Below are 23,541 nucleotides of genomic sequence, written 5' to 3'. Positions count from 1 at the left end.
AGTACCTCGTTGAATGATGATCAGAATTGCCCGGGCAGGCTGATGGCTGGTTCCTGAAGTGCGGAAAGTTGTTCGCGCAGGGCCAGGATCTGGTCTGACCAGAATCTGGGTTGGGCAAACCAGGGGAAGAACCGTGGAAAGGCCGGATCTTCCCAGCGCCGGGCAAGCCAGGCGCAATGGGCGATTTGCCGATAACACCGCAGGGGCTCAATCAGATGGCGTTCCCGGCGGTTAAAGTCCCGGAACATCTCATAGCCTTCAATCAACTCGCCGAGTTGCGCCCCGCGTTCGGAGGCTTCGCCGTTAAGCAGCAGCCACATGTCCTGCACGGCCGGCCCTGTGCGGCAGTCATCCAGGTCTACAAACAGCATGGATTCGTCCCGGCACAGAATGTTGCCGGCATGGCAGTCGCCGTGAATTCGCAGGGTATCAACGGTTCCCGCGTCCGCCATTCGCTGGCGGCAGCCGGCAATCAGATCCGGGATCAGGCTGCCCCAGGCAGGGCGCAGGTCGTCCGGCACCCAGCCTCCGTTGACCAGCAGCGCATTGTGCTCTTCCAGCCCTTGGATCAGGTCAAACCCCGGCCGGTGGTTGAAGGATTTCAGCGCCCCAAGGTTATGTATCTGCCCGAGCCACTGGCCCAGTCGGTACAGCGTGTCTGTGACGCTGGTGTCTGGTGCCTGCCCGCCGCGCTGGGGGAACACCGCAAACAGAAATGCCTGATGCTGGCCCAGGGTATCGCCCCCGGGCATGACCATCGGCGCGACCACCGGAATGTCGGCTTGTTGCAAGTCCAGCGAGAATTCATGCTCCTCCCGGATCGCGGCTTCGCTCCAGCGACCCGGGCGATAGAACTTGGCAATCACCGGCGGGCCATCATCCAGGCCGATCTGATATACCCGGTTCTCGTAACTGTTCAGGGCGAACAGCCGGCCGCTGACGGCAAAGCCTGCTTCCTCGAGCGCGTCCAGGATCACTTCCGGGGTGAGTTGATCGTAGGGATGTGTGGACGTTGTCAGTTCCGGAGGCTCATGTTGCATAAAATTCAGAAGGCCGTGTTGTATCGGGATTTCATGGATTGCAGATGATACCAGTTTTCGTCCAGTTCCCAGCGAACACGATTGACGCCCGAGGTTGCCAGAATAATATCGCCGGCCCGGGCCTGGACCTGCGCCAACTCACGCTCCGCCCTTTGCCAGTCCCGGTGGGTGTCCGCCAGATGACGCATGCTCGGGAACACCGCAGACAATGCCTGCTGAGTCGAGACCGAGTGGGAGCGCAGCGAGCTGATCACCGCCGTATCCCCTTCCACCCGGAGCACCCTGTGCTGGTATGGGTAACTGGCCACGGTTTTATCGGCCATCAATTGATCGTTCAGGCTGATAACCTCAAACCCTCGCCAGCCAATCCAGCTAACGAACAGCGCGGCAACCACCATAACCGTAATGAACTGCTTCCTGTCTGACATAATCCCTGCTCCGTGCGTCCTGGTACCCGTAGGATGAAGTATAACGGTTCTGGGGTTAGAGGTAATGCAGTCAGCGGTTATCTGCGGTAATTTCCTCGTTTGATATTGATAAATGGTCAGAAATCGTGAGCGAAGAACGTTTTAGCGTACAGACGGTGGTCATTGGTGCCGGCGTGGTCGGCCTAGCCATTGCCCGGCAACTGGCTTTGACCGGCCGGGAGGTTCTGGTGCTGGAGGCAGCCTCCCGTTTTGGTGAGGGTATCTCATCCCGCAACAGCGAGGTTATCCACGCCGGAATCTACTACCCCCAAGGCTCCCGGAAAGCCCGCTGTTGCGTTCGGGGCCGTGAGCTGTTGTATGACTACTGTACCAGCCGCAAAGTTGGCCACCGCAGATGCGGCAAATGGATCATCGCAACCAACCTCGCCCAGGCCGACCGCCTTGCCGGCATCCAGGCACAGGCGGCGGGCAATGGCGTCGAGTTGCAGCTTCACGACGGCGCAGACATCACCCGAGGCATTCCCGCCATCAACGCCCGGGCCGGTCTATGGTCCCCGGAAACCGGAATTATCGACAGCCACGGCCTGATGCTATCGCTGTTAGGGGAGCTGGAGGATGCTGGCGGACAACTGGTGTTGAACAGCCCGGTGCTGGCTGCTGAATCCGACGGCCGGAAGCATACCCTGACCCTGGGTGGCAACCAGCGTGTAAAACTTGAGGCTTCTGAGGTAATCAACGCCGCCGGCTTGGGCGCCCCCCGGCTTGCCCTCCACTGGCAGGGCCTACCTGAAACCGCTCGCCCGGAACAGTGGCTGGCCCGGGGTGTTTATTTCAGCTATGTCGGCAAACACCCCTTCAACACCCTGATCTACCCCTTGCCCGAACCCGGCGGCCTCGGCGTCCACCTCACCCTGGATCTCGCCAACCAGGCCCGCTTTGGCCCTGATGTGGAATGGGTTGCCGAGGAAGACTACACGGTGAGTTCTGACCGGGTTCACGTCTTCGCCGAAGGCATCCGGCAATGGTGGCCAGGCCTGGATGCAGACCGCCTTCAACCGGCCTATGCCGGTATTCGCCCGAAGCTGACAGGCCCCGGTGGCGATTTCTTCGACTTCCGCATAGGCGGCCCGGCACAACACGGACTGCCCGGCCTGGTTAACCTGTTTGGAATTGAATCACCGGGACTGACGTCCTGCCTGGCAATAGCGGAACAGGTGGAGCTAGTGCTGGATGGCCCGTCCTAAGCGAGCAGGAAGCCTTGAGCGTGTCCCGTAAAAGGCTACCTGAGTGCCGCTGACTCCAGCACAAGAATGCCCAACCAAATTCCCGGAACCCCCGAAAAGCGCTTACCCGGGAGTCCGAGCCAAAGCCCAAACCTGAATGTCGCCAGCCCCCGCTTCCTTCAACGCAGAAGCAAGAACCCTGACCGTAGCCCCCGTGGTAACCACATCATCAACAATCGCCACCCGCTCCGGCACCGCTCCGCGCACCTCAAACACATCCCGCAGATTCTGCAGTCGCGCAGCCCTGTTCAGACTCCGCTGAGCCTTCACCCGCCGCGACCGGCGCACCACCCCGGCCGCGACCGGAATGTCCAGCCGGGCGCCAACAAACTCGGCAATGTCCTGGGCCTGGTTAAAACCCCGTTGCCAGCGCCTGAGCCAGTGCATCGGGGCGGGAATCAGAACATCCGGTTTCTGCTCCGACTCAAGGTTCTGTTCCAGAAAGCTGGCGAAACCGGTTAACAGCGGGCGGGCGAATTTACGGTGGCCCTGATACTTGTAGCGGCCAATCATGCCATCCACCGGATACTGGTAGCGCCAGGGAATCAGTGATCGGGAAAAGGGCGGAGTCAGTGTCTGGCATTCGCCGCACCGCATGCCCGGTGTGGCAAAGGCCAGGGGCAGGGCGCAACTGTGGCAGTGCCAGCGGTTGGCCGGCAGGTCTTCACGGCAGCCGGTGCATAGCCCATGGTGTGCCTGGGGCGACAGGCAACTGACACAGCGGCCACTACTCTGCACGCTGTTAACCTTTCGTTCAATGAAGGTTGACAGCGGTTTCAGTCCGTTTATCATCTCGGTTTATCCGTAAACCAAAAACCTTGCAAAGGTTAACAGGACTTTGCCATGACCGCCACAGCACTGCGTCACGACTGGACACTTCAGGAAGCCCGGGATCTTTTCAATCTGCCGTTCAACGATTTGCTATTCCGGGCCCAGACCGTGCACCGCGAGCACTTTGACCCAAACGAAGTGCAGGTCAGCACCCTGTTGAGCATCAAGACGGGCGCCTGCCCGGAAGACTGCAAGTATTGCCCCCAGAGTGGCCATTACAACACCGGGCTGGAGAAGGAAAAGCTGCTGGAGATTGAGAAGGTGGTGGCGGAAGCCCGGGCGGCGAAGCAGAAAGGGGCTTCCCGGTTCTGTATGGGGGCGGCCTGGCGCAGTCCGTCCAAAAAAGACATGCCTTATGTCCTCGATATGGTAAAGCAGGTCAAATCCCTGGGCATGGAAACCTGTATGACCCTGGGCATGCTGAAGGAAGAAGAAGCACGCGAGCTGGCCGACGCCGGGTTGGATTACTATAACCACAACCTGGATACGTCGGAGAAGTATTACAACCACATCATCACAACCCGCACCTATCAGGACCGCCTGGATACCCTGGATAACGTCCGCAAGGCCGGCATGAAGGTCTGCTGTGGCGGCATCATGGGTATGGGTGAAGACGAAGATGACCGCGTTGGTTTGCTGGTTCAGCTGGCGAATCTGCCGCAGCACCCGGAGAGTGTGCCGGTGAATATGCTGGTGAAGGTAAAGGGTACGCCGCTGGAGGATGTGGAGGACCTGGAGCCGTTTGATTTTATCCGGATGATTGCGGTGGCGCGGATTATGATGCCGGCGTCCCACGTTCGTTTGTCTGCGGGTCGCGAGCAGATGAATGAGCAGATGCAGTCGTTGTGTTTTATGGCCGGTGCCAACTCCATTTTCTACGGCGAGAAGCTGCTGACCACGTCCAATCCTGAGGCGGATGCGGATATGCAGTTGTTCCGCAAGCTGGGGATTCGGCCGGAGCAGCGGGAGCAGTGTGCTACCGAGGAGCAGGAGGCTGAGGCGCTGGCCGAGGCGGTGGAGTATGAGGCCACGCGGCATATGTTTTATGACGCTACTCGGGAGTCTGCCTGAGGTTTCTGGTTTTGGGCGTTCTGTGCGGTGCGGGTGAAGGTCGGGCAAGGCTTTCCGAAACACGCTCAAGACGTCCATGTGCGCTTAGGACGGGCCATCCCTGGCCCTTTATAGTTCCGGAAAGCCTTACCCGACCTTCACGCCAAACGCCGTTCGTGGATTCCGTACAACAGCAGCTGATTTAGGTACTTTTTCTATGCGTGATTTCGCCCTGGAGATTGAACAGCGTAAACGGGACGGTTTGTACCGGTCCCGTCGCCTGGTTTCCGGGCCGCAGAAGCCGGAGCTGGTGGCGGACGGGGCGGAACTGTTGTCGTTCTGTAGCAACGATTATCTTGGGCTGGCTAATCACTCTGGCAATGTTGCCGCGCTGCGGGACGCGTTGGCCGAGACCGGGTTGGGTGGTGCAGCATCGCACCTGGTGTGTGGTCACCATGATGCCCATCATCAGCTGGAGCAGCGGCTGGCGGCGTTTACCCGGCGTAGTTCGGCGTTGTTTTTTTCCACCGGTTACATGGCGAACATGGGTGTGATTTCTGCACTCGCAGGGCGTGGGGATACAATTTTTTCTGACCGTTTGAATCATGCGTCGATTATTGATGGCTGCATCCTCAGCCGGGCTCGGGTTCGGCGTTATGGGCACGGGGATGTCGCAGCCTTGGAGCGGATGCTGGCTGAGACGTCGGGGCACAAGCTGGTGGTGACCGATGGTGTGTTCAGTATGGACGGTGATATCGCGCCGCTGAAGGAACTTGCCCGGGTGTGTAAGGCCCACGATGCCCTGTTGGTGGTGGATGATGCACACGGTATTGGCGTGCTTGGTCCCCAGGGGCGGGGCAGTGTGCTGGAGGCCGGGTTGTCGGAGGATGAGGTGCCGGTTTTGATTGGTACTCTTGGCAAGGCGGTGGGCACCAGTGGTGCGTTTGTGGCCGGGCCGGAGGTACTGATGGATTATCTGGTACAGAAGGCTCGAACGTATATTTACACGACTGCCATGCCGCCGGCGGTGGCGCTGGCAAGCTGTGCCAGTATTGATCTGATCGAACAGGATGATGCGCGCCGCTCCCATTTGCAGGCACTGATTGCCCGGTTCCGTTCCGGGGCGCAGCAGCTGGGCTATCAGCTGATGCCATCGCTCACGCCCATCCAGCCCATTATGGTGGGGGATAACCATGCAGCTTTGGCATTGAGCCGGGCGCTGGAGGAGCAGGGCATACTGGTCACTGCCATTCGCCCGCCCACGGTTCCGGAGGGCGAAGCACGGTTGCGGGTAACCCTGAGCGCCGCGCATTCTGAAGAACAGCTTGATCGGTTGTTGCAAGCGTTGGCTCAGTGCCATTCCCTGTTACCGGAGCAGGCCGCTCAGGAGTCTGTTGCGGTATGAGCGCCTACAGCGATCTGACGGCAATAACCCGTGCCGAAGGTGGAACCGGCAGTAAAGCCTGTATTGCCCGGGGGTTCGGCGGCGCCAGTCAGACCTACGACAGTGCCTCTCGCCTGCAAAAAACCATGGGCGACACCATGCTCGCCCACCTACCGGAGAACCTGAAGCCGACAACTATCCTGGATCTCGGCTGTGGTACCGGCTGGTTCACCCGCAAACTGGCAAGCCAATACCCGAACGCTGCCATCACCGGCGCAGACCTGGCTCCCGGCATGCTGGAACAGGCTAAAGCCAGCAGCTCCGAGACCATCCGCTGGCTCAATGCAGACGCCGAACAGCTCCCGGTGCCAGACAATAGCACCGACCTGATCTTCAGCAACCTGATGGTCCAGTGGAGCACCCGCCCGGAACTCGTCCTGGCCGAATGCCAAAGAATCCTCAAACCCGGCGGCATCCTCGCCATCTCCACCTTGCTGGAAGGCACCCTGGAAGAACTCAAGCAAGCCTGGGCCTACGCCGACCCCGGCCAGCCCCACGTTAACCGTTTTACCCACCATGCGGACTGGAAGCGATTGACTGGCCAGCAGCTCCCCGGATCTACATTGGAGACGGCAACCCTGGCTTTACCATATGATTCCCCCATGGCCCTGAACCGGGAACTCAAACACCTCGGCGCCGTGTTCAAAGGCGAAGAGCGCCGCAGAACCATCACCGCCCCGGGACGATTCAAGGCGATGTGTGCTGCTTATCCGAGCACGGAAGACGGCCTGGTCGTCGCCAGCTATCACGCAGGCTGGCTGTACTGGACTAAAACCTCTCGTTAGAAAGGAAAGAAACGGGACAAGATTAAGACGGCAAACACAAAAGTTTGAGGTGAGGGTGTGGGTGCGGCTTTCCGGGACTATCTTTCGCCATGGATGGCGAAAGCTAAGCGCACATGGAAGTCTTGAGCGTGTCCCGGAAAGCCGTACCCACACCCTCAGCCAAGCACCAAAGTGTCGGTTAGGAAAGACGCATCACACCCTCACCTGGCACCCCAAACAGATGCAGCAGGAACCCCGTAAAATGGCAAAGAAAACCTATTTCGTAACAGGCACCGACACCGGCGTGGGCAAAACCATCGCTGCTGCTGCCATTCTGGAGGCTGCCCGACAGCTGGGTAAACGCACGCTGGCGATGAAACCCATAGCGTCAGGGTGCGAGCAGACCCCGGATGGACTGCGTAATGAAGACGCCCTGATGCTGCAGGCGGCCATTACCGAAGAGCTTCCCTACGATGCCCTCAACCCCATCGCACTGGAGCCGGCCATTGCCCCCCACGTTGCGGCGCAACAGGCGGGCAAGAACATCACGGCCCAGCGCCTTGTGGGCTTTTGCCGTGGCCTGCAGATTCGACCCGCCGACCTGATGCTGATTGAGGGTGCTGGTGGTTGGCGGGTTCCCCTCAACGATCGGGAAACCTACGCAGCGGTGCCGCGGGAGCTGGGGCTGGATGTGGTAATGGTCGTGCCCCTGAAACTTGGTTGTATCAACCACGCCATGCTCACCGCGGAGGCCATCAGGGCCGATGGTCTGTTCGTGGCAGGCTGGGTAGCCAATCATCCCGAAGAGGAAGTCATGAGCTGTGAGCAGGACACCCTTAACTATTTGACAACGCACCTCGGAGCACCATGCCTGGGTGTTTTGCCGTGGTTGGATGGCACTCCGGCTGATCAGTTGCCGGAAGTCCTGGCAAGATTCCTGAATATTCGCCCGTTGATTGAAATTTGACCAGATTTGTGAGTAAATAAGTCAATCTGTTGTCATAGGTGGCCTAGACATGATCAACAACACCCTTTCTCTTGGTATTCAAGGTATCCAGGATGGCATGGCGGGTATGGAAAATGCGGCCCGGAAGATTGCCCGTGGCGGTGTTGACGGCCCTCAGGGTTCTGCTGAGGGTTCGGGTAATCTGGCTGAGCCACTGATTGAAATGACGCTCTACGAGCGCAGTGTTCAGGCGTCTGCGCAGGTTGTGAAGACCGCCGACGAAACTCTGGGAACGCTCCTGGATATCCGTGCCTGATCCCGGCCGTTGAGCCATGAATATTCTCTCTTCCATTCCTCCTGCCTACCCGACGGTTGCCAGTGCCGCCCCAGCGGCCAACAGTATTCCGTCGAGTGGGTCGTCCCCTGTCACGCCAGGTGAAGGCTTTGCGACCGACGCTGATGATTCTTCGCGGGGCGTGGAGCAATCGCCAGAGGGCCGAACTGCCAATCGGTCCACCGATCCGGAATCGGGTGCCCGGGCCAATCCACAGGGCCTGACAGACGCTGAGCTCAAGGAGTTAAGCGAACTCAAGGCCAGGGACCGGGAGGTGCGGGCCCATGAGGCCGCGCACCAGGCGGTTGGCGGTCAATACGCCGGAGCCATGTCGTTCACCTATCAGCGCGGCCCCGATGGCGCCCAGTACGCCGTGGGCGGTGAAGTCCCCATCGATGTGTCTCCGGTTGCCGGCGATCCGCAGGCGACCATCGAAAAAATGCGCGTGGTACGCGCGGCTGCTATGGCCCCGGCGCAACCCTCAGCGCAGGATCGGGCTGTCGCGGCCCAAGCCATGCAGACCATGTTGCAGGCGCAGTCTGAACTGGCGGCGGGCGAAGGCGAGCGTGAGCCAGCGCCGGGTGTCGGAACGGCTCGGGACGAACCAGCCCAAGGCCAGCCCGGCAATGCCCGCCAGGCCAATGAAACCTACCGCAGCGTTTCCGCCATGCAGGGTGCCGACAGTGTGTTCGGCGAACCAACGTCCATATTTGCCTGAATTGCTCGCCTGTTCCATCTCTCAGCCCGCCAGCTCCGGCGGTTCCCCAATCATTATCTTGCCGGTGTTTTCCGCCTTGGCGAACACACAATGCAACACAAATTTTAGTCAAGGCTATTGACAATTCTGTGTCGCAAAACGTATGTTTCAAACAAGTGTTTAATTAAGGCTGTGATGCGATGCGTCGCAGTGTCTGAGCAAACCCAAGGCCCAAGGCTGTTATCTGTTTCAGCCGAGTCCGAAAACCGAGGTGGATTCCATGCCTGAGTACAAAGCGCCCCTGCGTGATATCAAATTCGTAATGAACGAGCTGCTGAACAGTGAGCAGCACTACGCCAATCTGGAAGGTGCCGAAGATGCAACTCCGGATATGGTCGATGCCATCATCCAGGAAGGTGCAAAGTTCTGTGAGCAGGTATTGTCTCCGCTGAACCAGGTGGGTGACCAGGAAGGCTGTACCTGGAGCGAAGACGGCGTAAAGACGCCGACTGGCTTCAAAGAGGCTTACCAGCAGTACGTTGAAGGTGGCTGGCCGTCCATGACTGCCGACCCCAACTACGGTGGCCAGGGCCTGCCTCACTCCATCGGCCTGGTCATCAGTGAAATGGTTGGCACCTCCAACTGGTCCTGGGGTATGTACCCGGGCCTGAGCCACGGCGCTACCAATACCATCGAAGCCCACGGCACCGAAGAGCAGAAGCAGACCTACCTGACCAAACTGATCAGTGGCGAGTGGACCGGCACCATGTGTCTGACCGAGCCGCACTGTGGTTCGGACCTGGGCACCCTGCGTACCAAGGCCGAGCCGAACGCTGACGGTACCTACAGCATCACTGGCACCAAGATCTTCATCTCTGCCGGCGAGCACGACATGGCCGAGAACATCGTCCATATCGTACTGGCACGTCTGCCGGGCGCACCGGAAGGCACCAAGGGCATCTCCCTGTTCATCGTGCCCAAGCAGCTGCCAAACGAAGACGGCTCTGCCGGCGAGCGCAACGCGGTATCCTGTGGTTCCCTGGAGCACAAGATGGGTATCCACGGTAACGCCACCTGCGTCATGAACTTTGACGGCGCCAAGGGTTGGCTGATCGGGCCTGAGAACAAGGGTCTGAACTGCATGTTCACCTTCATGAATACCGCCCGTATCGGTACCGCTATCCAGGGTCTGGGGGCCGCTGAGCTGGGCTTCCAGGGTTCCCTGGCCTACGCCAAAGACCGTCTGGCCATGCGCTCCCTGAGCGGCCCGAAGAACCCGGACGGCATCGCTGATCCGATCATCGTGCACCCGGACGTGCGCCGCATGCTGCTGACCCAGAAGGTTGTCGCTGAAGGCGCCCGTGCCCTGATCTACCTGGCGGGTCAGCAAGTGGACGTGGTCCACAGTGGCAAGACCGAAGAAGAGCGCAAGCACGCCGACGCGCTGCTGGGCTTCCTGACTCCGATCGCCAAGGCGTTCCTGACTGAAATCGGTTACGAGTCTGCCAACCTGGGTATGCAGGTATTCGGTGGCCACGGTTTCATCACTGAGTGGGGCATGGAGCAGAACGTACGTGACTCCCGCATCGGTATGATCTACGAGGGTACCACCGGTATCCAGGCGCTGGATCTGCTGGGCCGTAAGGTCCTGATGACCCAGGGTGAAGCTCTGAAAGTGTTCACCAAGCAGGTTCACGTATTCTGCAAAGAGAACGCCGACAACGAGCAGCTGAAAGAGTTTATCGAGCCGCTGGCTGCGATCAACAAAGAGTGGGGCGACCTGACCATGAAGGTTGGTATGACCGCCATGAAGAACCGTGAAGAAGTCGGTGCCGCTGCGGTGGACTACCTGATGTACTCCGGTTACGCGGTATTCGCCTACCTGTGGGCCCGTATGGCCAAAGTGGCACTGGACAAGATGGCTGATGGCACCTCCGAAGAGATGTTCTACAACGCCAAGGTGCAGTCTGCACGCTTCTACTTCAAGCGTCTGCTGCCGCGCACCAAGACCCACGCAGAAACCATGCTGGCCGGCTCTGACAGCCTGCTGGATATGCCGGAAGAAGCCTTCGCTATCTAAGGCGGGGTTGCTATCTGGTTGATGGCACAGGAAAAGCCCGTTCTCCGTCCGGAGGCGGGCTTTTTTCATGAGTCCCGGGCGTGTTTTGAGGTAGAATAGCGCGCCATAGAACAACAACCTTGTTTCGGACACATAGCCGAGCGGGGGATTATCAGACCTTCATCGAGAAGGCGTTTTTCATGTCCCCCAAGTGACTGACTGAATTTCTGGAGAGTTTTACATGGCTGATTATCAGGCACCCCTTCGTGACATGCGTTTCGTTCTGAACGAAGTGTTTGACGCACCCTCCCTGTGGGCGTCACTGCCAAAGATTGCAGAAAACGTAGACCCCGACACCGCTGACGCCATTCTTGAAGAAGCGGGCAAGATCACCAGTGGCGTGTTGGCGCCCCTGAACCGCGAGGCGGACGAGCAGGGCTGTAAGTGGAACGAAGGCGAAGTTTCCACTCCGGAAGGTTTCAAAGAAGCCTACCAGACCATCGTGGAAGGTGGCTGGAACGGCCTTGGCGGCAACCCCGATTTTGGCGGTATGGGCATGCCAAAAACACTGGTGGCCCAGTTTGAAGAAATGATGCAGGGCGCCAACATGGCCTTCGGCCTGGCTCCGATGCTGACCGCCGGTGCCTGCCTGGCCCTGGACGCTCACGGCAGCCAGGAGCTGAAAGAGAAATACCTGCCCAACATGTACTCCGGTGTCTGGTCCGGCGCCATGGACCTGACCGAGCCCCACGCCGGTACCGACCTGGGCATTATCCGCACCAAGGCCGAGCCGAACGGCGATGGCTCCTTCAACGTGACTGGCACCAAGATCTTCATTACCTGGGGCGAGCACGACATGGCTGAGAACATCATCCATCTGGTGCTGGCCAAGCTCCCGGACGCGCCGAAGGGCCCGAAAGGTATCTCCCTGTTCCTGGTACCCAAGTTCATGGTGAACGACGATGGTTCCCTGGGCGAGCGCAACCAGTTCAGCTGTGGCTCCATCGAGAAAAAGATGGGTATCAAGGCCTCCGCTACCTGTGTGATGAACTTCGACGGCGCCAAAGGCTGGCTGGTTGGTGAAGAGAACAAAGGCCTGGCCGCCATGTTCACCATGATGAACTACGAGCGCCTGGGTGTGGGTATCCAGGGCATCGGCGCTGCCGAAGCCTCCCTGCAGAGCGCCCGTGAATACGCCAACGAGCGCATCCAGAGCCGCGCTCCCACCGGTGCCCAGCAGCCCGAAAAAGCCGCTGACCCGATCCTGGTACACCCAGACGTGCGCCGTATGCTGCTAACCATGAAGAGCTACGTAGAGGGTGGCCGTGCATTCTCCACCTACGTGGCCCAGTGGCTGGACATTTCCAAGTACTCCGACAACGACGAGCAGCGCCAACACGCCGAAGGCATGGTTGCCCTGCTGACCCCCGTCGCCAAAGCCTTCCTGACCGACCGCGGCCTGGACACCACCATCATCGGCCAGCAGGTCTTCGGTGGCCACGGCTTCATCCGCGAATGGGGCCAGGAGCAGCTGGTACGGGACTGCCGCATCACCCAGATCTACGAAGGCACCAATGGCATCCAGGCCATGGACCTGATGGGCCGTAAGGTCGTTGGCAGCCAAGGCAAACTGTACGAACTGTTCGTGCAGGACGTGGCGAACTTTATCGAAGAAAACAGCAGCGATGCAGCCCTGAAGCCTTACCTGGAGCCGCTGGCTGCGTCACTGGAGCGCTTGTCTGACGTTACCGAACACGTCATCAAACAAGCCGGCGACAACCCCAACGCCATCGGCGCCGCCGCTGTCGACTACCTCGACATGTTTGGCTACACCGCCCTGGCGTACATGTGGGCCAAAACCGTTAAAGCCGCCGCACCGAAAGCCGAGGGCGATACCTCCGGCTTCTACACCGGCAAGCTGAAAACAGCCCGCTTCTACTTCGACCGCCTGCTGCCAAAGACCGTGTCTCTGGCCGAAGGCATCCGCAGTGGCAGCGATGCGATGATGGCTCTGGCGGCTAACGAAATCTGATTCGGGTTTCGTTACCTCAGATAGCAAAAAAGCAGGCCCAAGCGGCCTGCTTTTTTGTTTGAAGCGAACTGAAATGCTCGGGCGGGGGGTTCGGGTAGCCCCTTCCGAAACCTTGTGCAGCGTATCACAAGAGCTCGGGCGCCGGTCAGGGTATGGCTATCCAAAACCTTGCGGAGCCATGGATGGCGGAGCAGAGCGTACAGGGATGTATTCACAGCGTGTTTTGGATAGCCATACCCTGACCGGTGCCTGCACCAAAGTTGGCCTCAAAGCCGATTAATCAACCCAGGATTAACCACAAACGGATTCTCGTTACCCTGAATCTCGGCAATACGCTGATGCCGCGCCAACTCCCGATCATCCGGCGGATCCAGCTCATTCCACTCCTGGAATACCGACGTCGACCCAAGCCAGGGAAGTCCATAAGTATCCACCATATAGGCCATCGTGCGGGCAACATCCCCCTTCACGTGCTCCGGCGGCTCAAAGAATTGTGCGCTCTCCCGAATGCCGCAATCATCTGCCCGCGTTGCATCGCCCAGATTCTCATAGCGGGCATTCCGCCTCCTCATCTCTACCCGCGAGCGAACCGGCACCATGTTGTGAAGATCCGACGTAATCTGACGGTACTGACTGTTCTGCTTGCATTGGCTCGTGGTGCCGCAATTCAGCGCGCTGCGGATATCAGCCGGCGGATAGACATAGCCATCCGTCATCACAAACCCCTTGCTGGTGAACGGCGCGTCACAGAAAAACGACGTTCCACCGTTCGCATAGAGATTGCCCCAGAACTGATCTTTCACGACCGTCTCCGGGTCACTGAAGCGGGTATTCTGGCCGATCACCAGAGTGGTTGAGAGGGCGAGTATAAGTGTGATGGGAACTAACGTTATTTTTTTCATAGGACCGTTATACCTCACATTGCACGGCATATACCGTGGCCATCGCGACGAGCGATTGATGGCAAAATGAACAACCTGACAAAAGTATGACGGAGTGTTCACTCTTTTCTGTGAAGTATGACACAGAGGCTCAAATAGAGAAGCCCCTGTGCGGATCGTTCCTGTTGCAAATTGTTAACGCGTTAACAATCTATTTCATTTTGTTGCGGATGTCCTGATAGCGGGTCTTGAGGTCTTCACCCCACTTGCGAGCGGTGTCTCGTGCCTCATGGCTCGCATTCTCCGCATCGTGAACGACCTGGTCCAACTTCTGGCGGAAGCGATCCCAGTCTTGTTCCAGGTCATCCCATTCATCTTTTACATCTTCCTTGGCCAGGTGCAGCTGCACGCGGGCTTCGTCACGGTACTGCTTGATTTTTTCCGACAGTTTGTTGAATTCGTCTTGCAGGCTCATAGCGATTCTCCTTCCCTGATGAGTTCAGGAGTCTACAATGCGCCGGAATGTAAAAAACTGTCAAGAGGGGGGTCAGGGTTTTCCGCAGGTTCGCATTGGATTGACCTGGATCAGTTCGGTTGGCTGCCGGCAAGGACTGCCGACAGGTCCCGAAGGTGATGCCACGGCGTGAGGTCATCAAACCCCTTTGCGGACCGGTCTGTGGTGTTGCACAAACTGATGGCGCGATGCAGTTGGCGCATAGTCAGTCGCCGGGCTGCCTGCTGGATAGCAGACGCACGCCTGGGCTGGAACACCCCGCGTTTCTTGAGGAATCCCGACGGGCTTTCGCCCGGGGGCAAAGCGGTTTTAAGTTCGATGATGATGTGCAGGTCTCGCACCAGCACACTCAACAAACCCAGCGGGTTGTCGCCTTCCTGCTGAAGAATTCCAATGATCTTTCCCGCATGGGCGGCTTTACCGGCGAGTAACTCGGTGACCAACTCGAAGCCGTTGAAACGGGCGCTGTCCTGCACCGCCTGCTCAATGGTCTCTTCGTCAATGGTTTTACCCGCCGTCAGCAACGCCAACCGGTCCAGTTCCTGGCTGGCAGCCAGAAGATTGCCTTCAAGCCGCTCCGCGAGCATCCCAAGGGCCCCGCGGGTAAGGCTCAGGCCTTGTCCGCTGGCCCGTTGCTGCAGCCAGCCGGCAAATTTGTCGGGCTCAACTGGCCAGACCGGTACATGGACACCGCAGCCTTGGAGGGCCTTGTACCACTTGCGTTTGGTTTCTGCGGCGTCAAGCTTGGCGCTGATGAGTAGCAGGATAATGTCTTCAGGCGGTGCCTGAAGAACCTGTTCAAGTACCTTTCGGCCATCACCCAGCTTGCCCGTTGGTAAATGAATCTCGATGCGCCGTTTCTCGGCAAACAGCGACATGGCATTGCATTCATCGGCAACGGCATTCCAGTCCAGGTGATGGTCGGCGTGGTAGGTCAGGCGATCCTGATATCCGGCATCGCGGGCAGTTTTTCGAATCAGATCACAGCATTCCTGCACCAGCAGGGGCTCGTCTCCGGAAATCAGGTAGACCGGAGCCAGGCCTTTCTTGAGTAACTGCGGGAGTTGGCCGGGCTGGGTCTTCATGGCGCGTCAGCTTGCTTCTGGCTTGCTTGGTGCTCTGCGATGGCCGCCTCAATCCGGGCCCGGGTCATCGGTGCCAGCCTGAAGAGCACCTGTTGCGCAAGCCGGTCTCCCAGCTGTTGCCTCAGCTCCTCTTCTTCCCGTTGCTTGGCCAGCACATTGGTTTCGTCGTAACGATAGGTCTCGCTCGTGGTCAGATCAGTCGCGGCGATCAGTGGGATCCGGTCAGCGGTCAGCAACTCCATCGTGACCTGGTGACGCAGTATGTATTCTGCTGCGGCGGCCTGAGCGGTGATGGCGGACGCCCGGCGGTCCTGCTGGTAGCTTCTCAGCCGAAGCACGTAGTCTGCGGATGAGGCATCTTGCAGATCAATGCCCCCTAGCCTGAGCTGATCTCGCACCGACTGGCAGAAGCGGCCAGGCAATGAGTCGGGGCAGTCAACCGCCAGGGGTTGCAGTGAAGCCGGCACCGGTGAGGTGCCCCGTAACTGAAAGCCGCAGCCGGCAAGTATGGCGGTTGCCAGCGTTGCCAGTAGCGGCAGCTTGAGGGCTTTCAGAACGAAGGGCACCAGGGGCATATCAGTTAGCCACCACGTTAACCAGCTTTCCGGGTACAACGATGACTTTGCGCACGGTTTTGCCATCGGTGAAGCGCATAACGTTTTCGTTCTCCAGCGCCAGTTTTTCCAGGTCCGCCTTGCCGATGTCTGCGGGCACGCTCTCTTTTGCCCGCACTTTGCCGTTGACCTGCAGCACCACTTCAATCTCACTGCGGACCATGGCGCTCTCATCGGCAACCGGCCAGCCGGCATCAACCACGGGTTCTGAATGGCCAAGGGCCTGCCAGAGCGTATGGCTGATGTGTGGCACGATGGGCGACAGCACCAGCACCGCCACTTCCAGCGCTTCCTGGCGAACAGCGAGGCTCTGAGGTTCGTCGTCTGTCAGTCGGCTGACTTCGTTCAGCAGTTCCATCACCGCGGCGATCGCGGTGTTGAAGGTGAGGCGACGACTGATGTCGTCACTGACCTTGGCAATGGTTTCGTGGGTCTTGCGGCGCAGATCCTTCTGGGCGCTGTTCAGGCTGCCAGCCTCAAGGGCGGGTACCTGGCCACCGGCGGTCTGCTCATTGACCAGACGCCACAGCCGTTTGAGGAAGCGGTGTGCGCCTTCCACGCCGCTGTCAGACCATTCCAGGGACTGCTCTGGTGGCGCAGCAAACATCATGAACAGACGAACGGTGTCGGCGCCATGCTGGTCAATGATCGCCTGAGGGTCGATGCCGTTGTTCTTGGACTTGGACATCTTGGTGACGCCGCCGATCTGAACTGGCTGGCCGTCCTCATTGTAGACCGCTTTCACTACTTGTCCTTTGTTGTCCCTTTCGACCGTGACATCGGCCGGGGCAATCCAGGTAATTTTGCCGGACTCATCTTCCCGATAGTAAGTCTCAGCCAGCACCATCCCCTGACAGAGCAGGCGGTTGAACGGCTCAGAGCTGTTTACCAGGCCAACGTCCCGCAGCAGTTTGTGGAAGAAACGGGCGTACAACAGATGCAGGATCGCGTGCTCGATACCACCGATGTATTGATCCACCGGCAGCCAGTAATTGGCCGCTGCCGGGTCCAGCATGCCCTTGTCGTAATTCGGGCTGCAGAAGCGCGCGTAATACCAGGACGACTCCATGAAGGTGTCGAAAGTGTCGGTCTCCAGAGTAGCCGCCTGGCCGTTGTATTCGGTTTTGCACCACTCCGGATCCGCCTTGATCGGTGACTGAACGCCGTCCATTTCGACGTCTTCCGGCAGGCGAACCGGCAGCTGGTCATCCGGCACCGGCATTTCAGTGCCGTCGTCAAGTGTCATCATTGGGATTGGAGCACCCCAGTAGCGTTGACGTGACACACCCCAGTCCCGCAGGCGATAGTTCACCGTGCGCTTGCCGATACCATTATCTTCAAGGTATTTCGCAATCTCGTCGAAGGCTTCCTCGCTGGTCAGTCCACTGTATTTTCCGGAGGACACCAGCACGCCTTTTTCGGTAAAGGCTTTCTCCTGAACGTCGATGTCGCGGCTGTCATTGGGGGCTATCACCTGCTTGATGGCCAGCTTGTACTTCAGGGCAAACTCATGGTCACGGTCATCATGGCCCGGAACGGCCATCAGTGCGCCCGTGCCATAATCCATCAGCACGAAGTTGGCCACCCACACAGGTACTTCTTCCTGAGTCAGCGGGTGAATGGCCTTGAACCCGGTGTCGATGCCCTTCTTTTCCATGGTGGCCAGTTCCGCTTCCGCCACCTTGCTGTTTCGGCACTGCTCGACAAACTCCGCCACATCCCGGTGCCGTTCAGCCGCCGCCTTGGCCAGCGGGTGTTCTGCAGCCACCGCCATGTAACTGACGCCCATCAGGGTATCCGGACGGGTGGTGTAAACGGTCAGGCCGTCTTCCCGGTCTTTCAGCGGGAAGGTCAGCTCGGTACCGACAGATTTTCCGATCCAGTTCCGCTGCATGGTCTTGACCTGCTCGGGCCAGTCTTCCAGCTGGTCCAGGTCGTTCAGCAGTTCTTCGGCATAATCGGTGATGCGGATAAACCACTGGGGAATCTTTTTCTGCTCAACCAGGGCGCCAGAGCGCCAGCCGCGGCCATCCACCACCTGCTCGTTAGCCAGAACGGTCTGATCGACCGGGTCCCAGTTCACGGTGGACATCTTCTTGTACACCAGGCCCTTTTCGTAAAGGCGGGCAAAGAACCACTGCTCCCAGCGGTAGTATTCGGGATCGCAGGTAGCCAGCTCGCGGCCCCAGTCGTAACCAAAGCCCAGCTGCTTGAGCTGTTTTTTCATATACTCAATGTTCGCCCGGGTCCACTTGGCCGGGGCGGATTTGTTGGCAATGGCGGCGTTTTCGGCAGGCAGGCCGAAGGCATCCCAGCCCATGGGCTGCATGACGTTCTTGCCTTGCATGCGCTGGTAGCGGGAAATCACGTCGCCGATAGTGTAGTTGCGAACGTGGCCCATGTGCAGTTTGCCGCTGGGGTATGGGAACATGGACAGGCAGTAGTACTTGGGCTTGCCGGGCTCTTCCTTCACTTTGAAGGTTTCGTTGGTTTCCCAGAAGTCGCGGGCGGTCTGCTCTACATCACGTGGGTTGTATTGTTCGTCCATTCCTGCCATTACCAAAAGTACCCTGTGTGAAAATGAGGTTCGAAAGGGCCGAACATTCTAACGCACCCAAGGCTTAACAGGTAGTCTGCCAAATTCGCAGACTTGTGCCAGACTTCCCGTATGGAGGTTATTCGTGGGTTTGGTGGAGGGTGCTGCCGGGAAGCCATCCCCGGCAGCACCCCAAACCTGCGAGGGGTATTCTTGGGCGGAAGTGTTTGCTCGACGGCGATTCGCTAAAAGCAGGATGAGTGTCCGGGGGGCAGGGTGTGGCAGCTCTTTCCGGGACTGTCTGCAGCATGGATGCTGCAGTCAAGCGTACAGGGACGTATTTACAGCGTGTCCCGGAAAGAGCTGCCACATCCTGACCCTTGCACCACAACTGGAAAACAGGCGGGACGAATATGACAGAACCAGAACGCAATCACCTTTCAGGCAAAGCTCTTGAGGCTTACGACAGAATGCTTGAGCGGGTACAAACCCGTTTGCATGAGCTTCAGGAAACCTCGCTTCAGACCCTGGAGGAAGAGGTTCAGAAAGCGGTCGAGTTTGAATACGAACTGGAGGAAATGACCCGCGAGGAAGCCGACCTGCTGGGCGCCTACCTCGAGCGAGACCTGGAGCACCTGCTGAACTTTGTCGAGGAAACCGGTGAAGGCCTGAAAGAATGGTTGCAGCTGGATATTTCGTTACTGGAATACACGCTGGCGGATCGACTGCTTTCGGTGGCCGATAAAACTCTGGTGGACACCCTGGAACTCAAACAGAAACTGGAGAACCAGGACGTCAGCCACTACATCTCGGGTGAAGTGGCCACCGCCGGTATGTTCCAGTGTACGAATTGCAACCACATGGTGTGCCTGACCAAAACCAGCCACCTGCACCCCTGCGAGGCCTGCGGCTCCCACTACTTCGAGCGGGTAACCAGCCGCTGGCCACCTAAGGATTAGGGTTTTTCGGGATCACCCGCTCCCGCACAAATACGATCAGGATCACCGCCAGGGTCAGCACCGGCCACGAGCCGGTCTGCATGAAGGGTGTGCTGCCAGTGGCGGGGAAAACTTCACCGGTCAGTACTGCCCGCTGGAACTGCGGAATCCGTTCGGTGATCTCGCCCTTTTCGTTGATGATCGCGGTAACGCCGTTATTGGTGCCCCTGAGCATGTAGCGCCCGGTTTCCAGGGCGCGCATGCGGGCCAGTTGAAGGTGCTGCAACGGGCCAATGGAATCACCGAACCAGCCATCATTGCTGATGGTTAACAGCAAGCCGGAGTTACGGGCATTGAAGGCGACAAAGTCCGGGTAGGCTACTTCATAGCAGATGTAAGGCGTGATGTTGATGCCACTGGCCACCAGCGGGGATTGATATTTGGGGCCGGGGGTGAAGCTGCTCATGGGCAGGTCGAAAAAGCCGATCAGTCCTCGCAGGATGCCCTGTAACGGCACGTATTCACCAAACGGCACCAGCTTCTGTTTGTGGTAGATACCTTCCCCATTACCGATGGCCATGATGCTGTTGTGGAAAGTGAAGTCGTCAATACGATCGCTGTAGCCGTACCAGGGAATGCCGGTGATCAGCGTACTCTCATCGCCGAGTTCTGCGTGGATGTGATCAAGCACCTTGCCTGCCTGGTCCTGCGGGATTGGTATCGCGGTTTCCGGCCATAGAATAAGGTCGCGTTGCCAGTGGGCCTCGGTCATGCCCAGGTACGCCACGATCTGGTCCCTCAGAAAATCCGGGTCCCATTTGATCTGTTGGGGAATGTTGCCTTGCATGGCGGCAAAGGTGACTGGCTGCTCGCTCAGGTCAGTCCAGTCGGTTTGTTTCATGGCCGGAGCCAGGAACCAGGGCAGCAAGGTGAATACTGCGGTGACTGCTGCTGATTTGCGCCGCCCGGACAGAACAAGCCACCAGATGGCGCAGGCGGCTGCCCCCGTGACCGTGATCCAGAAGGTGATGCCATGTACGCCGGTAAGGGGGGCAAGGCCTCCAAGTGGTCCGTCTGTATGTGCAGTGCCGAGATAAAGCCAGGGAAAGCCCGTAAGCAGCCAGCCCCGTAACCAGTCCCCGAGTATCCAGATGGCCGGAAATAGAATCAGGCGCCGGATCATGCTGTCCTTGGCCAGTTTGCCCCAGAACCAGAAGGCAAGGCCGTGGAACAATGCCAGTCCCGCGATAAACAGGACCATCAGCAGGACGGCTACCGGCACCGAGGTGTTCCCGTGCTCGCTGATGCTGACGTAAATCCAGCTTGCGCCGGAACCGAACAGGCCAAGGCCGATAAACCATCCGGCGCGGAACAGCTTTTCCGAAGGCTGATGGAGTGTTACCAGCACAATCAGAAAAACCGAGAGGGGACCAAGCCACCACAAATGGAAAGGCGAAAAGGTGAGGGTCTGGAGTGCACCGGCAATCATCAGAATTGCCGGGCCAAACCAGGGATGGTCGGTAAATCGGAGGTTCAGGGGGTGGCGAAGGCCGGGCTCATGATTCACTTCGTGTTACCTGCAACAAACGGATGACTCGGTTATCGGCGTTGGCAATAGTAAACTGCAAGCCGCCGAATTCAACCGTTTCGCCCCGTCTGGGCAGGTGACCGAACTCTTTGAGGACCAGTCCGCCGATGGTGTCGAATTCTTCCTCGTCCATCATGGTCTCGAAAAATTCGTTGAAGTCTTCAATGGGGGTGACGGCTTTCACGGCGTAGGTGCCGTCGCCCCGGGCCTTGATATGGGTTTCCTCGTCGAAGTCGTGTTCGTCTTCGATCTCACCGACAATCTGCTCCAGCACGTCCTCGATGGTAATCAGGCCAGCAGTGCCGCCGTACTCATCCACCACAATGGCCATATGGTTGCGGTTTTCCTTGAACTCTTTGAGCAGTTGGTTCAACCGCTTGCTTTCGGGAACAAACGTGGGTGGGCGAAGGATCTCCCGGATGTTCGTCCAGTTCAGCTCGTTATTGAGCGCCAGCGGCAACAGATCTTTAGCCAGCAGCACGCCAATGACGTCATCCTGGCTCTCACCGATCACCGGAAACCGGCTGTGGGCGGATGACATGATTTCTGGCAAGAATTCCTTCGGATCCTGGGATGCCTTAACGGTAATCATCTGTGAGCGGGGGATCATGATCTCATCCACCCGCATGTCAATCACCTGCATGGCACCCTCGATGATGCTCATGGAATCTGCATCAATGATGCTTTCAGATTCGGCATCCCGCAGGATCTCCAGCACGTCCTCGACGGACTCAGGCCCGCTGGAGAAGGCCTGTGATATACGCTCCAGCCAGGACTTTCCGCCCTGGCTGCGACTCGACTGATCGTCGCTCATGAGTCTGGTTCCGTTTCCTCTGCTTCATAAGGGTTAGCAAATCCGAGCTGCGCAAGCAGCCGGACCTCGAGGGCTTCCATGGCCTCGGCTTCGTGCTCTTCAATGTGGTCGTAGCCCTGGAGGTGCAACATACCGTGCACCACCATATGGGCCCAGTGGGCGACAGGTTCTTTAAGCTGTTCCTGCGCTTCCCTCTCAACAACCGGCGCGCAAATCACCAGATCTCCGGCCAATGGCAACGTTATACCCGGTGGTGCTTCAAATGGGAAGGACAAAACATTGGTGGGTTTGTCCTTGCCCCGGTACTGATGGTTCAGGTCCCGACTTTCGTCGTCACCAACAATACGGATCGTCACTTCAGACGGATCCTCGCCCAGCCATGCCTTTTCGGCCCAGGCGTGGAACTGCCCTTCATCGGGCACACCAGGTCCTTCATAAACCCTCTGAAAATCCACGGTCAGTGTGCTCATGGTCTGGTTGAGCCCCCGTCGCCGAAGGAGTCATAGGCTTCCACAATGCGCTGAACCAGTGGGTGGCGAACCACATCTTTCGATTCAAAGCGGGTAAAGCCAATACCCGGGACCTTGCTGAGCACGCTGGCGGCGTGAATCAGCCCTGAGTTTTGCCCGCGCGGCAGGTCCACCTGGGTGGTGTCGCCGGTGATCACCGCCGTGGAGCCAAAACCAATCCGGGTGAGGAACATTTTCATCTGTTCCCGGGTGGTGTTCTGGCTTTCGTCCAGAATGATGAACGAGTTGTTCAGGGTGCGGCCACGCATGAACGCCAATGGCGCAATCTCGATCACGCTTTTCTCAATCAGGCGGGTAACCTGGTCGAAGCCGAGCATTTCATAGAGCGCGTCGTAAAGAGGCCGAAGGTAAGGGTCCACCTTCTGGGCCAGGTCGCCGGGCAGAAAGCCCAGTTTCTCGCCGGCTTCCACTGCGGGGCGTACCAGCAGGATGCGTTTCACCTGTTCGTCTTTCAGTGCTTCTACCGCACAGGCCACGGCCAGCCAGGTTTTGCCGGTTCCCGCCGGCCCAATGCCGAAGTTGATGTCGTGAGTGCGGATATTGTGCACGTATTTTTGCTGGTTCTGGCCGCGGGGTTTGGCGGTCAGCTTCGGGGTTTTGATGACTGTTATCTGGCCCTCGTCGTAGGGCACGTCATCCGGCAGGCGTTCTAGGCCGGTTTCGCGGATGAACAGGTGCACAGTATCCGGTGGAATATCTTCGCTGGCTTCGGTTTCCCGGTACAGGTGCCGGATGACTTCGGTGGCGGCGGCGACGTTTTCGGTGTGGCCTTCCACCCGGAAGTGGTGGCCCCGGCGGCCGACTTTTACCTGCAGACGTTTTTCAATCATTTTCAGGTGTTCGTCGAACTGGCCGCAGAGGGTGGCCAGGCGGCGCTGGTTGACCGGGTGCAGGTCAAATTGTCTGGTGTCGTGAGTGTTCAATCTTGCTCCGTTTCGTTGGATCTTCCCCGCTCGTTTGGGAGCTGAATTCGGGGGAGTTCGCTGCTTGGTTCTGGTGTTTGGCTGAAGGGCTGGTGAGGCTTTCCAAAAAACGCCCGCAAGTACGTCCGTGTAGGGCTTCGTCGCGCCGTCCCTGGCGCTCCAGATTTTTGGAAAGCCTCACCAGCCCTTCGCCTGTCTGACTAATGTGCA

General features: G+C 58.6%; 22 protein-coding genes. 10 read left to right on the top strand and 12 right to left on the bottom strand.

The features are described from left to right. Positions 1-20: 20 nt before the first annotated feature. Positions 21-1,040, bottom strand: coding sequence for a serine/threonine protein kinase (locus tag ASQ50_RS05095; protein ID WP_058092061.1), 1,020 nt, complete (start codon positions 1,038-1,040; stop codon positions 21-23). Between the two features lie 5 nt (positions 1,041-1,045). Next, positions 1,046-1,468, bottom strand: coding sequence for a hypothetical protein (locus ASQ50_RS05090; protein WP_058092060.1), 423 nt, complete (start codon positions 1,466-1,468; stop codon positions 1,046-1,048). A 125-nt stretch (positions 1,469-1,593) separates the two neighbouring features. Between ASQ50_RS05090 and ASQ50_RS05085 the strand changes: the two genes are divergently transcribed. Further along, on the top strand, positions 1,594-2,712 hold the full coding sequence (locus tag ASQ50_RS05085) for an NAD(P)/FAD-dependent oxidoreductase (protein WP_058092059.1): 1,119 nt from the start codon (positions 1,594-1,596) through the stop codon (positions 2,710-2,712). Positions 2,713-2,814: 102 nt separating this feature from the next. Here the strand turns inward: ASQ50_RS05085 and ASQ50_RS05080 are convergent, their stop codons facing one another. Then, positions 2,815-3,543 carry a ComF family protein gene (locus tag ASQ50_RS05080; RefSeq protein ID WP_058092058.1) on the bottom strand — a complete coding sequence of 243 codons (729 nt, stop codon included), beginning with the start codon at positions 3,541-3,543 and terminating at the stop codon, positions 2,815-2,817. Positions 3,544-3,594: 51 nt separating this feature from the next. On the opposite strand from ASQ50_RS05080, the gene bioB reads away from it, so the two are divergent. The 8 genes from bioB to ASQ50_RS05040 all read left to right on the top strand — a co-directional run bounded on the left by bioB (position 3,595) and on the right by ASQ50_RS05040 (position 12,908). Next, positions 3,595-4,653, top strand: coding sequence for a biotin synthase BioB (bioB, locus tag ASQ50_RS05075; protein ID WP_058092057.1), 1,059 nt, complete (start codon positions 3,595-3,597; stop codon positions 4,651-4,653). A 196-nt stretch (positions 4,654-4,849) separates the two neighbouring features. Then, on the top strand, positions 4,850-6,037 hold the full coding sequence (gene bioF / locus ASQ50_RS05070; protein WP_058092056.1) for an 8-amino-7-oxononanoate synthase: 1,188 nt from the start codon (positions 4,850-4,852) through the stop codon (positions 6,035-6,037). Then, complete coding sequence (gene bioC, locus ASQ50_RS05065) at positions 6,034-6,861, top strand: malonyl-ACP O-methyltransferase BioC (protein WP_058092055.1); 828 nt, start codon at positions 6,034-6,036, stop codon at positions 6,859-6,861. The genes bioF and bioC overlap by 4 nt, the downstream gene beginning before the upstream one ends. 241 nt (positions 6,862-7,102) lie before the next feature. Next, positions 7,103-7,807, top strand: a complete 705-nt coding sequence (bioD, locus tag ASQ50_RS05060) for a dethiobiotin synthase (protein ID WP_058092054.1) — start codon at positions 7,103-7,105, stop codon at positions 7,805-7,807. Between the two features lie 49 nt (positions 7,808-7,856). Continuing rightward, positions 7,857-8,102, top strand: coding sequence for a flagellar basal body rod C-terminal domain-containing protein (locus ASQ50_RS05055; RefSeq protein WP_058092053.1), 246 nt, complete (start codon positions 7,857-7,859; stop codon positions 8,100-8,102). A 16-nt stretch (positions 8,103-8,118) separates the two neighbouring features. After that, on the top strand, positions 8,119-8,838 hold the full coding sequence (locus ASQ50_RS05050; protein ID WP_058092052.1) for a putative metalloprotease CJM1_0395 family protein: 720 nt from the start codon (positions 8,119-8,121) through the stop codon (positions 8,836-8,838). A 259-nt stretch (positions 8,839-9,097) separates the two neighbouring features. Continuing rightward, positions 9,098-10,897, top strand: a complete 1,800-nt coding sequence (locus ASQ50_RS05045; RefSeq protein WP_058092051.1) for an acyl-CoA dehydrogenase C-terminal domain-containing protein — start codon at positions 9,098-9,100, stop codon at positions 10,895-10,897. 220 nt (positions 10,898-11,117) lie between these two features. Further along, positions 11,118-12,908: an acyl-CoA dehydrogenase C-terminal domain-containing protein gene (locus ASQ50_RS05040; RefSeq protein ID WP_058092050.1), complete on the top strand. Its 1,791-nt coding sequence runs from the start codon at positions 11,118-11,120 to the stop codon at positions 12,906-12,908. 266 nt (positions 12,909-13,174) lie between these two features. On the opposite strand, the gene ASQ50_RS05035 is transcribed toward ASQ50_RS05040, so the two are convergent. The 5 genes from ASQ50_RS05035 to leuS form a co-directional block, all read right to left on the bottom strand. Beyond that, positions 13,175-13,810 carry an endonuclease gene (locus ASQ50_RS05035; RefSeq protein ID WP_058092049.1) on the bottom strand — a complete coding sequence of 212 codons (636 nt, stop codon included), beginning with the start codon at positions 13,808-13,810 and terminating at the stop codon, positions 13,175-13,177. 190 nt (positions 13,811-14,000) lie between these two features. Further along, complete coding sequence (locus ASQ50_RS05030) at positions 14,001-14,264, bottom strand: hypothetical protein (RefSeq protein ID WP_058092048.1); 264 nt, start codon at positions 14,262-14,264, stop codon at positions 14,001-14,003. Positions 14,265-14,374: 110 nt separating this feature from the next. Beyond that, positions 14,375-15,388 carry a DNA polymerase III subunit delta gene (gene holA, locus ASQ50_RS05025; RefSeq protein ID WP_058092047.1) on the bottom strand — a complete coding sequence of 338 codons (1,014 nt, stop codon included), beginning with the start codon at positions 15,386-15,388 and terminating at the stop codon, positions 14,375-14,377. Further along, positions 15,385-15,963, bottom strand: coding sequence for an LPS assembly lipoprotein LptE (gene lptE / locus ASQ50_RS05020; RefSeq protein WP_058092046.1), 579 nt, complete (start codon positions 15,961-15,963; stop codon positions 15,385-15,387). Before lptE ends, holA begins: the two co-directional genes overlap by 4 nt. 1 nt (position 15,964) lies before the next feature. After that, complete coding sequence (leuS, locus tag ASQ50_RS05015; protein ID WP_058092227.1) at positions 15,965-18,550, bottom strand: leucine--tRNA ligase; 2,586 nt, start codon at positions 18,548-18,550, stop codon at positions 15,965-15,967. A 401-nt stretch (positions 18,551-18,951) separates the two neighbouring features. Between leuS and ASQ50_RS05010 the strand changes: the two genes are divergently transcribed. Continuing rightward, positions 18,952-19,497 carry a zinc ribbon-containing protein gene (locus ASQ50_RS05010; protein WP_058092045.1) on the top strand — a complete coding sequence of 182 codons (546 nt, stop codon included), beginning with the start codon at positions 18,952-18,954 and terminating at the stop codon, positions 19,495-19,497. Here the strand turns inward: ASQ50_RS05010 and lnt are convergent. From lnt to ASQ50_RS04990, 4 genes are all read right to left on the bottom strand, one after another. Then, a complete protein-coding gene (gene lnt, locus ASQ50_RS05005) occupies positions 19,487-20,965 on the bottom strand; it encodes an apolipoprotein N-acyltransferase (protein WP_156510050.1) in 1,479 nt (492 codons plus the stop codon). The two genes, ASQ50_RS05010 and lnt, sit on opposite strands and share 11 nt — an antisense overlap. Before the next feature lie 67 nt (positions 20,966-21,032). Continuing rightward, positions 21,033-21,878, bottom strand: coding sequence for an HlyC/CorC family transporter (locus ASQ50_RS05000; protein ID WP_058092044.1), 846 nt, complete (start codon positions 21,876-21,878; stop codon positions 21,033-21,035). Beyond that, positions 21,875-22,348 carry an rRNA maturation RNase YbeY gene (gene ybeY, locus ASQ50_RS04995; protein WP_058092043.1) on the bottom strand — a complete coding sequence of 158 codons (474 nt, stop codon included), beginning with the start codon at positions 22,346-22,348 and terminating at the stop codon, positions 21,875-21,877. Before ybeY ends, ASQ50_RS05000 begins: the two co-directional genes overlap by 4 nt. Next, a complete protein-coding gene (locus ASQ50_RS04990; RefSeq protein ID WP_058092042.1) occupies positions 22,345-23,331 on the bottom strand; it encodes a PhoH family protein in 987 nt (328 codons plus the stop codon). The genes ybeY and ASQ50_RS04990 overlap by 4 nt, the downstream gene beginning before the upstream one ends. Positions 23,332-23,541 lie beyond the last annotated feature (210 nt).

The sequence above is a fragment of the Marinobacter sp. LQ44 genome (assembly GCF_001447155.2).
GTDB lineage: Bacteria > Pseudomonadota > Gammaproteobacteria > Pseudomonadales > Oleiphilaceae > Marinobacter.
The sequence above is the reverse complement of the archived record's forward strand: the minus strand, read 5'-3'. Positions and strand labels throughout refer to the sequence as shown.

What these genes read in the sequence shown, in the direction of transcription:
- ASQ50_RS05095 (WP_058092061.1), bottom strand. Translation starts at nt 1,040, where the DNA reads ATGCAACATGAGCCTCCGGAACTGACAACGTCCACACATCCCTACGAT.
- ASQ50_RS05090 (WP_058092060.1), bottom strand. Translation starts at nt 1,468, where the DNA reads ATGTCAGACAGGAAGCAGTTCATTACGGTTATGGTGGTTGCCGCGCTG.
- ASQ50_RS05080 (WP_058092058.1), bottom strand. Translation starts at nt 3,543, where the DNA reads ATGATAAACGGACTGAAACCGCTGTCAACCTTCATTGAACGAAAGGTT.
- bioB (WP_058092057.1), top strand. Translation starts at nt 3,595, where the DNA reads ATGACCGCCACAGCACTGCGTCACGACTGGACACTTCAGGAAGCCCGG.
- bioF (WP_058092056.1), top strand. Translation starts at nt 4,850, where the DNA reads ATGCGTGATTTCGCCCTGGAGATTGAACAGCGTAAACGGGACGGTTTG.
- bioC (WP_058092055.1), top strand. Translation starts at nt 6,034, where the DNA reads ATGAGCGCCTACAGCGATCTGACGGCAATAACCCGTGCCGAAGGTGGA.
- bioD (WP_058092054.1), top strand. Translation starts at nt 7,103, where the DNA reads ATGGCAAAGAAAACCTATTTCGTAACAGGCACCGACACCGGCGTGGGC.
- ASQ50_RS05055 (WP_058092053.1), top strand. Translation starts at nt 7,857, where the DNA reads ATGATCAACAACACCCTTTCTCTTGGTATTCAAGGTATCCAGGATGGC.
- ASQ50_RS05050 (WP_058092052.1), top strand. Translation starts at nt 8,119, where the DNA reads ATGAATATTCTCTCTTCCATTCCTCCTGCCTACCCGACGGTTGCCAGT.
- ASQ50_RS05045 (WP_058092051.1), top strand. Translation starts at nt 9,098, where the DNA reads ATGCCTGAGTACAAAGCGCCCCTGCGTGATATCAAATTCGTAATGAAC.
- ASQ50_RS05040 (WP_058092050.1), top strand. Translation starts at nt 11,118, where the DNA reads ATGGCTGATTATCAGGCACCCCTTCGTGACATGCGTTTCGTTCTGAAC.
- ASQ50_RS05035 (WP_058092049.1), bottom strand. Translation starts at nt 13,810, where the DNA reads ATGAAAAAAATAACGTTAGTTCCCATCACACTTATACTCGCCCTCTCA.
- ASQ50_RS05030 (WP_058092048.1), bottom strand. Translation starts at nt 14,264, where the DNA reads ATGAGCCTGCAAGACGAATTCAACAAACTGTCGGAAAAAATCAAGCAG.
- holA (WP_058092047.1), bottom strand. Translation starts at nt 15,388, where the DNA reads ATGAAGACCCAGCCCGGCCAACTCCCGCAGTTACTCAAGAAAGGCCTG.
- lptE (WP_058092046.1), bottom strand. Translation starts at nt 15,963, where the DNA reads ATGCCCCTGGTGCCCTTCGTTCTGAAAGCCCTCAAGCTGCCGCTACTG.
- leuS (WP_058092227.1), bottom strand. Translation starts at nt 18,550, where the DNA reads ATGGACGAACAATACAACCCACGTGATGTAGAGCAGACCGCCCGCGAC.
- ASQ50_RS05010 (WP_058092045.1), top strand. Translation starts at nt 18,952, where the DNA reads ATGACAGAACCAGAACGCAATCACCTTTCAGGCAAAGCTCTTGAGGCT.
- lnt (WP_156510050.1), bottom strand. Translation starts at nt 20,965, where the DNA reads ATGATTGCCGGTGCACTCCAGACCCTCACCTTTTCGCCTTTCCATTTG.
- ASQ50_RS05000 (WP_058092044.1), bottom strand. Translation starts at nt 21,878, where the DNA reads ATGAGCGACGATCAGTCGAGTCGCAGCCAGGGCGGAAAGTCCTGGCTG.
- ybeY (WP_058092043.1), bottom strand. Translation starts at nt 22,348, where the DNA reads ATGAGCACACTGACCGTGGATTTTCAGAGGGTTTATGAAGGACCTGGT.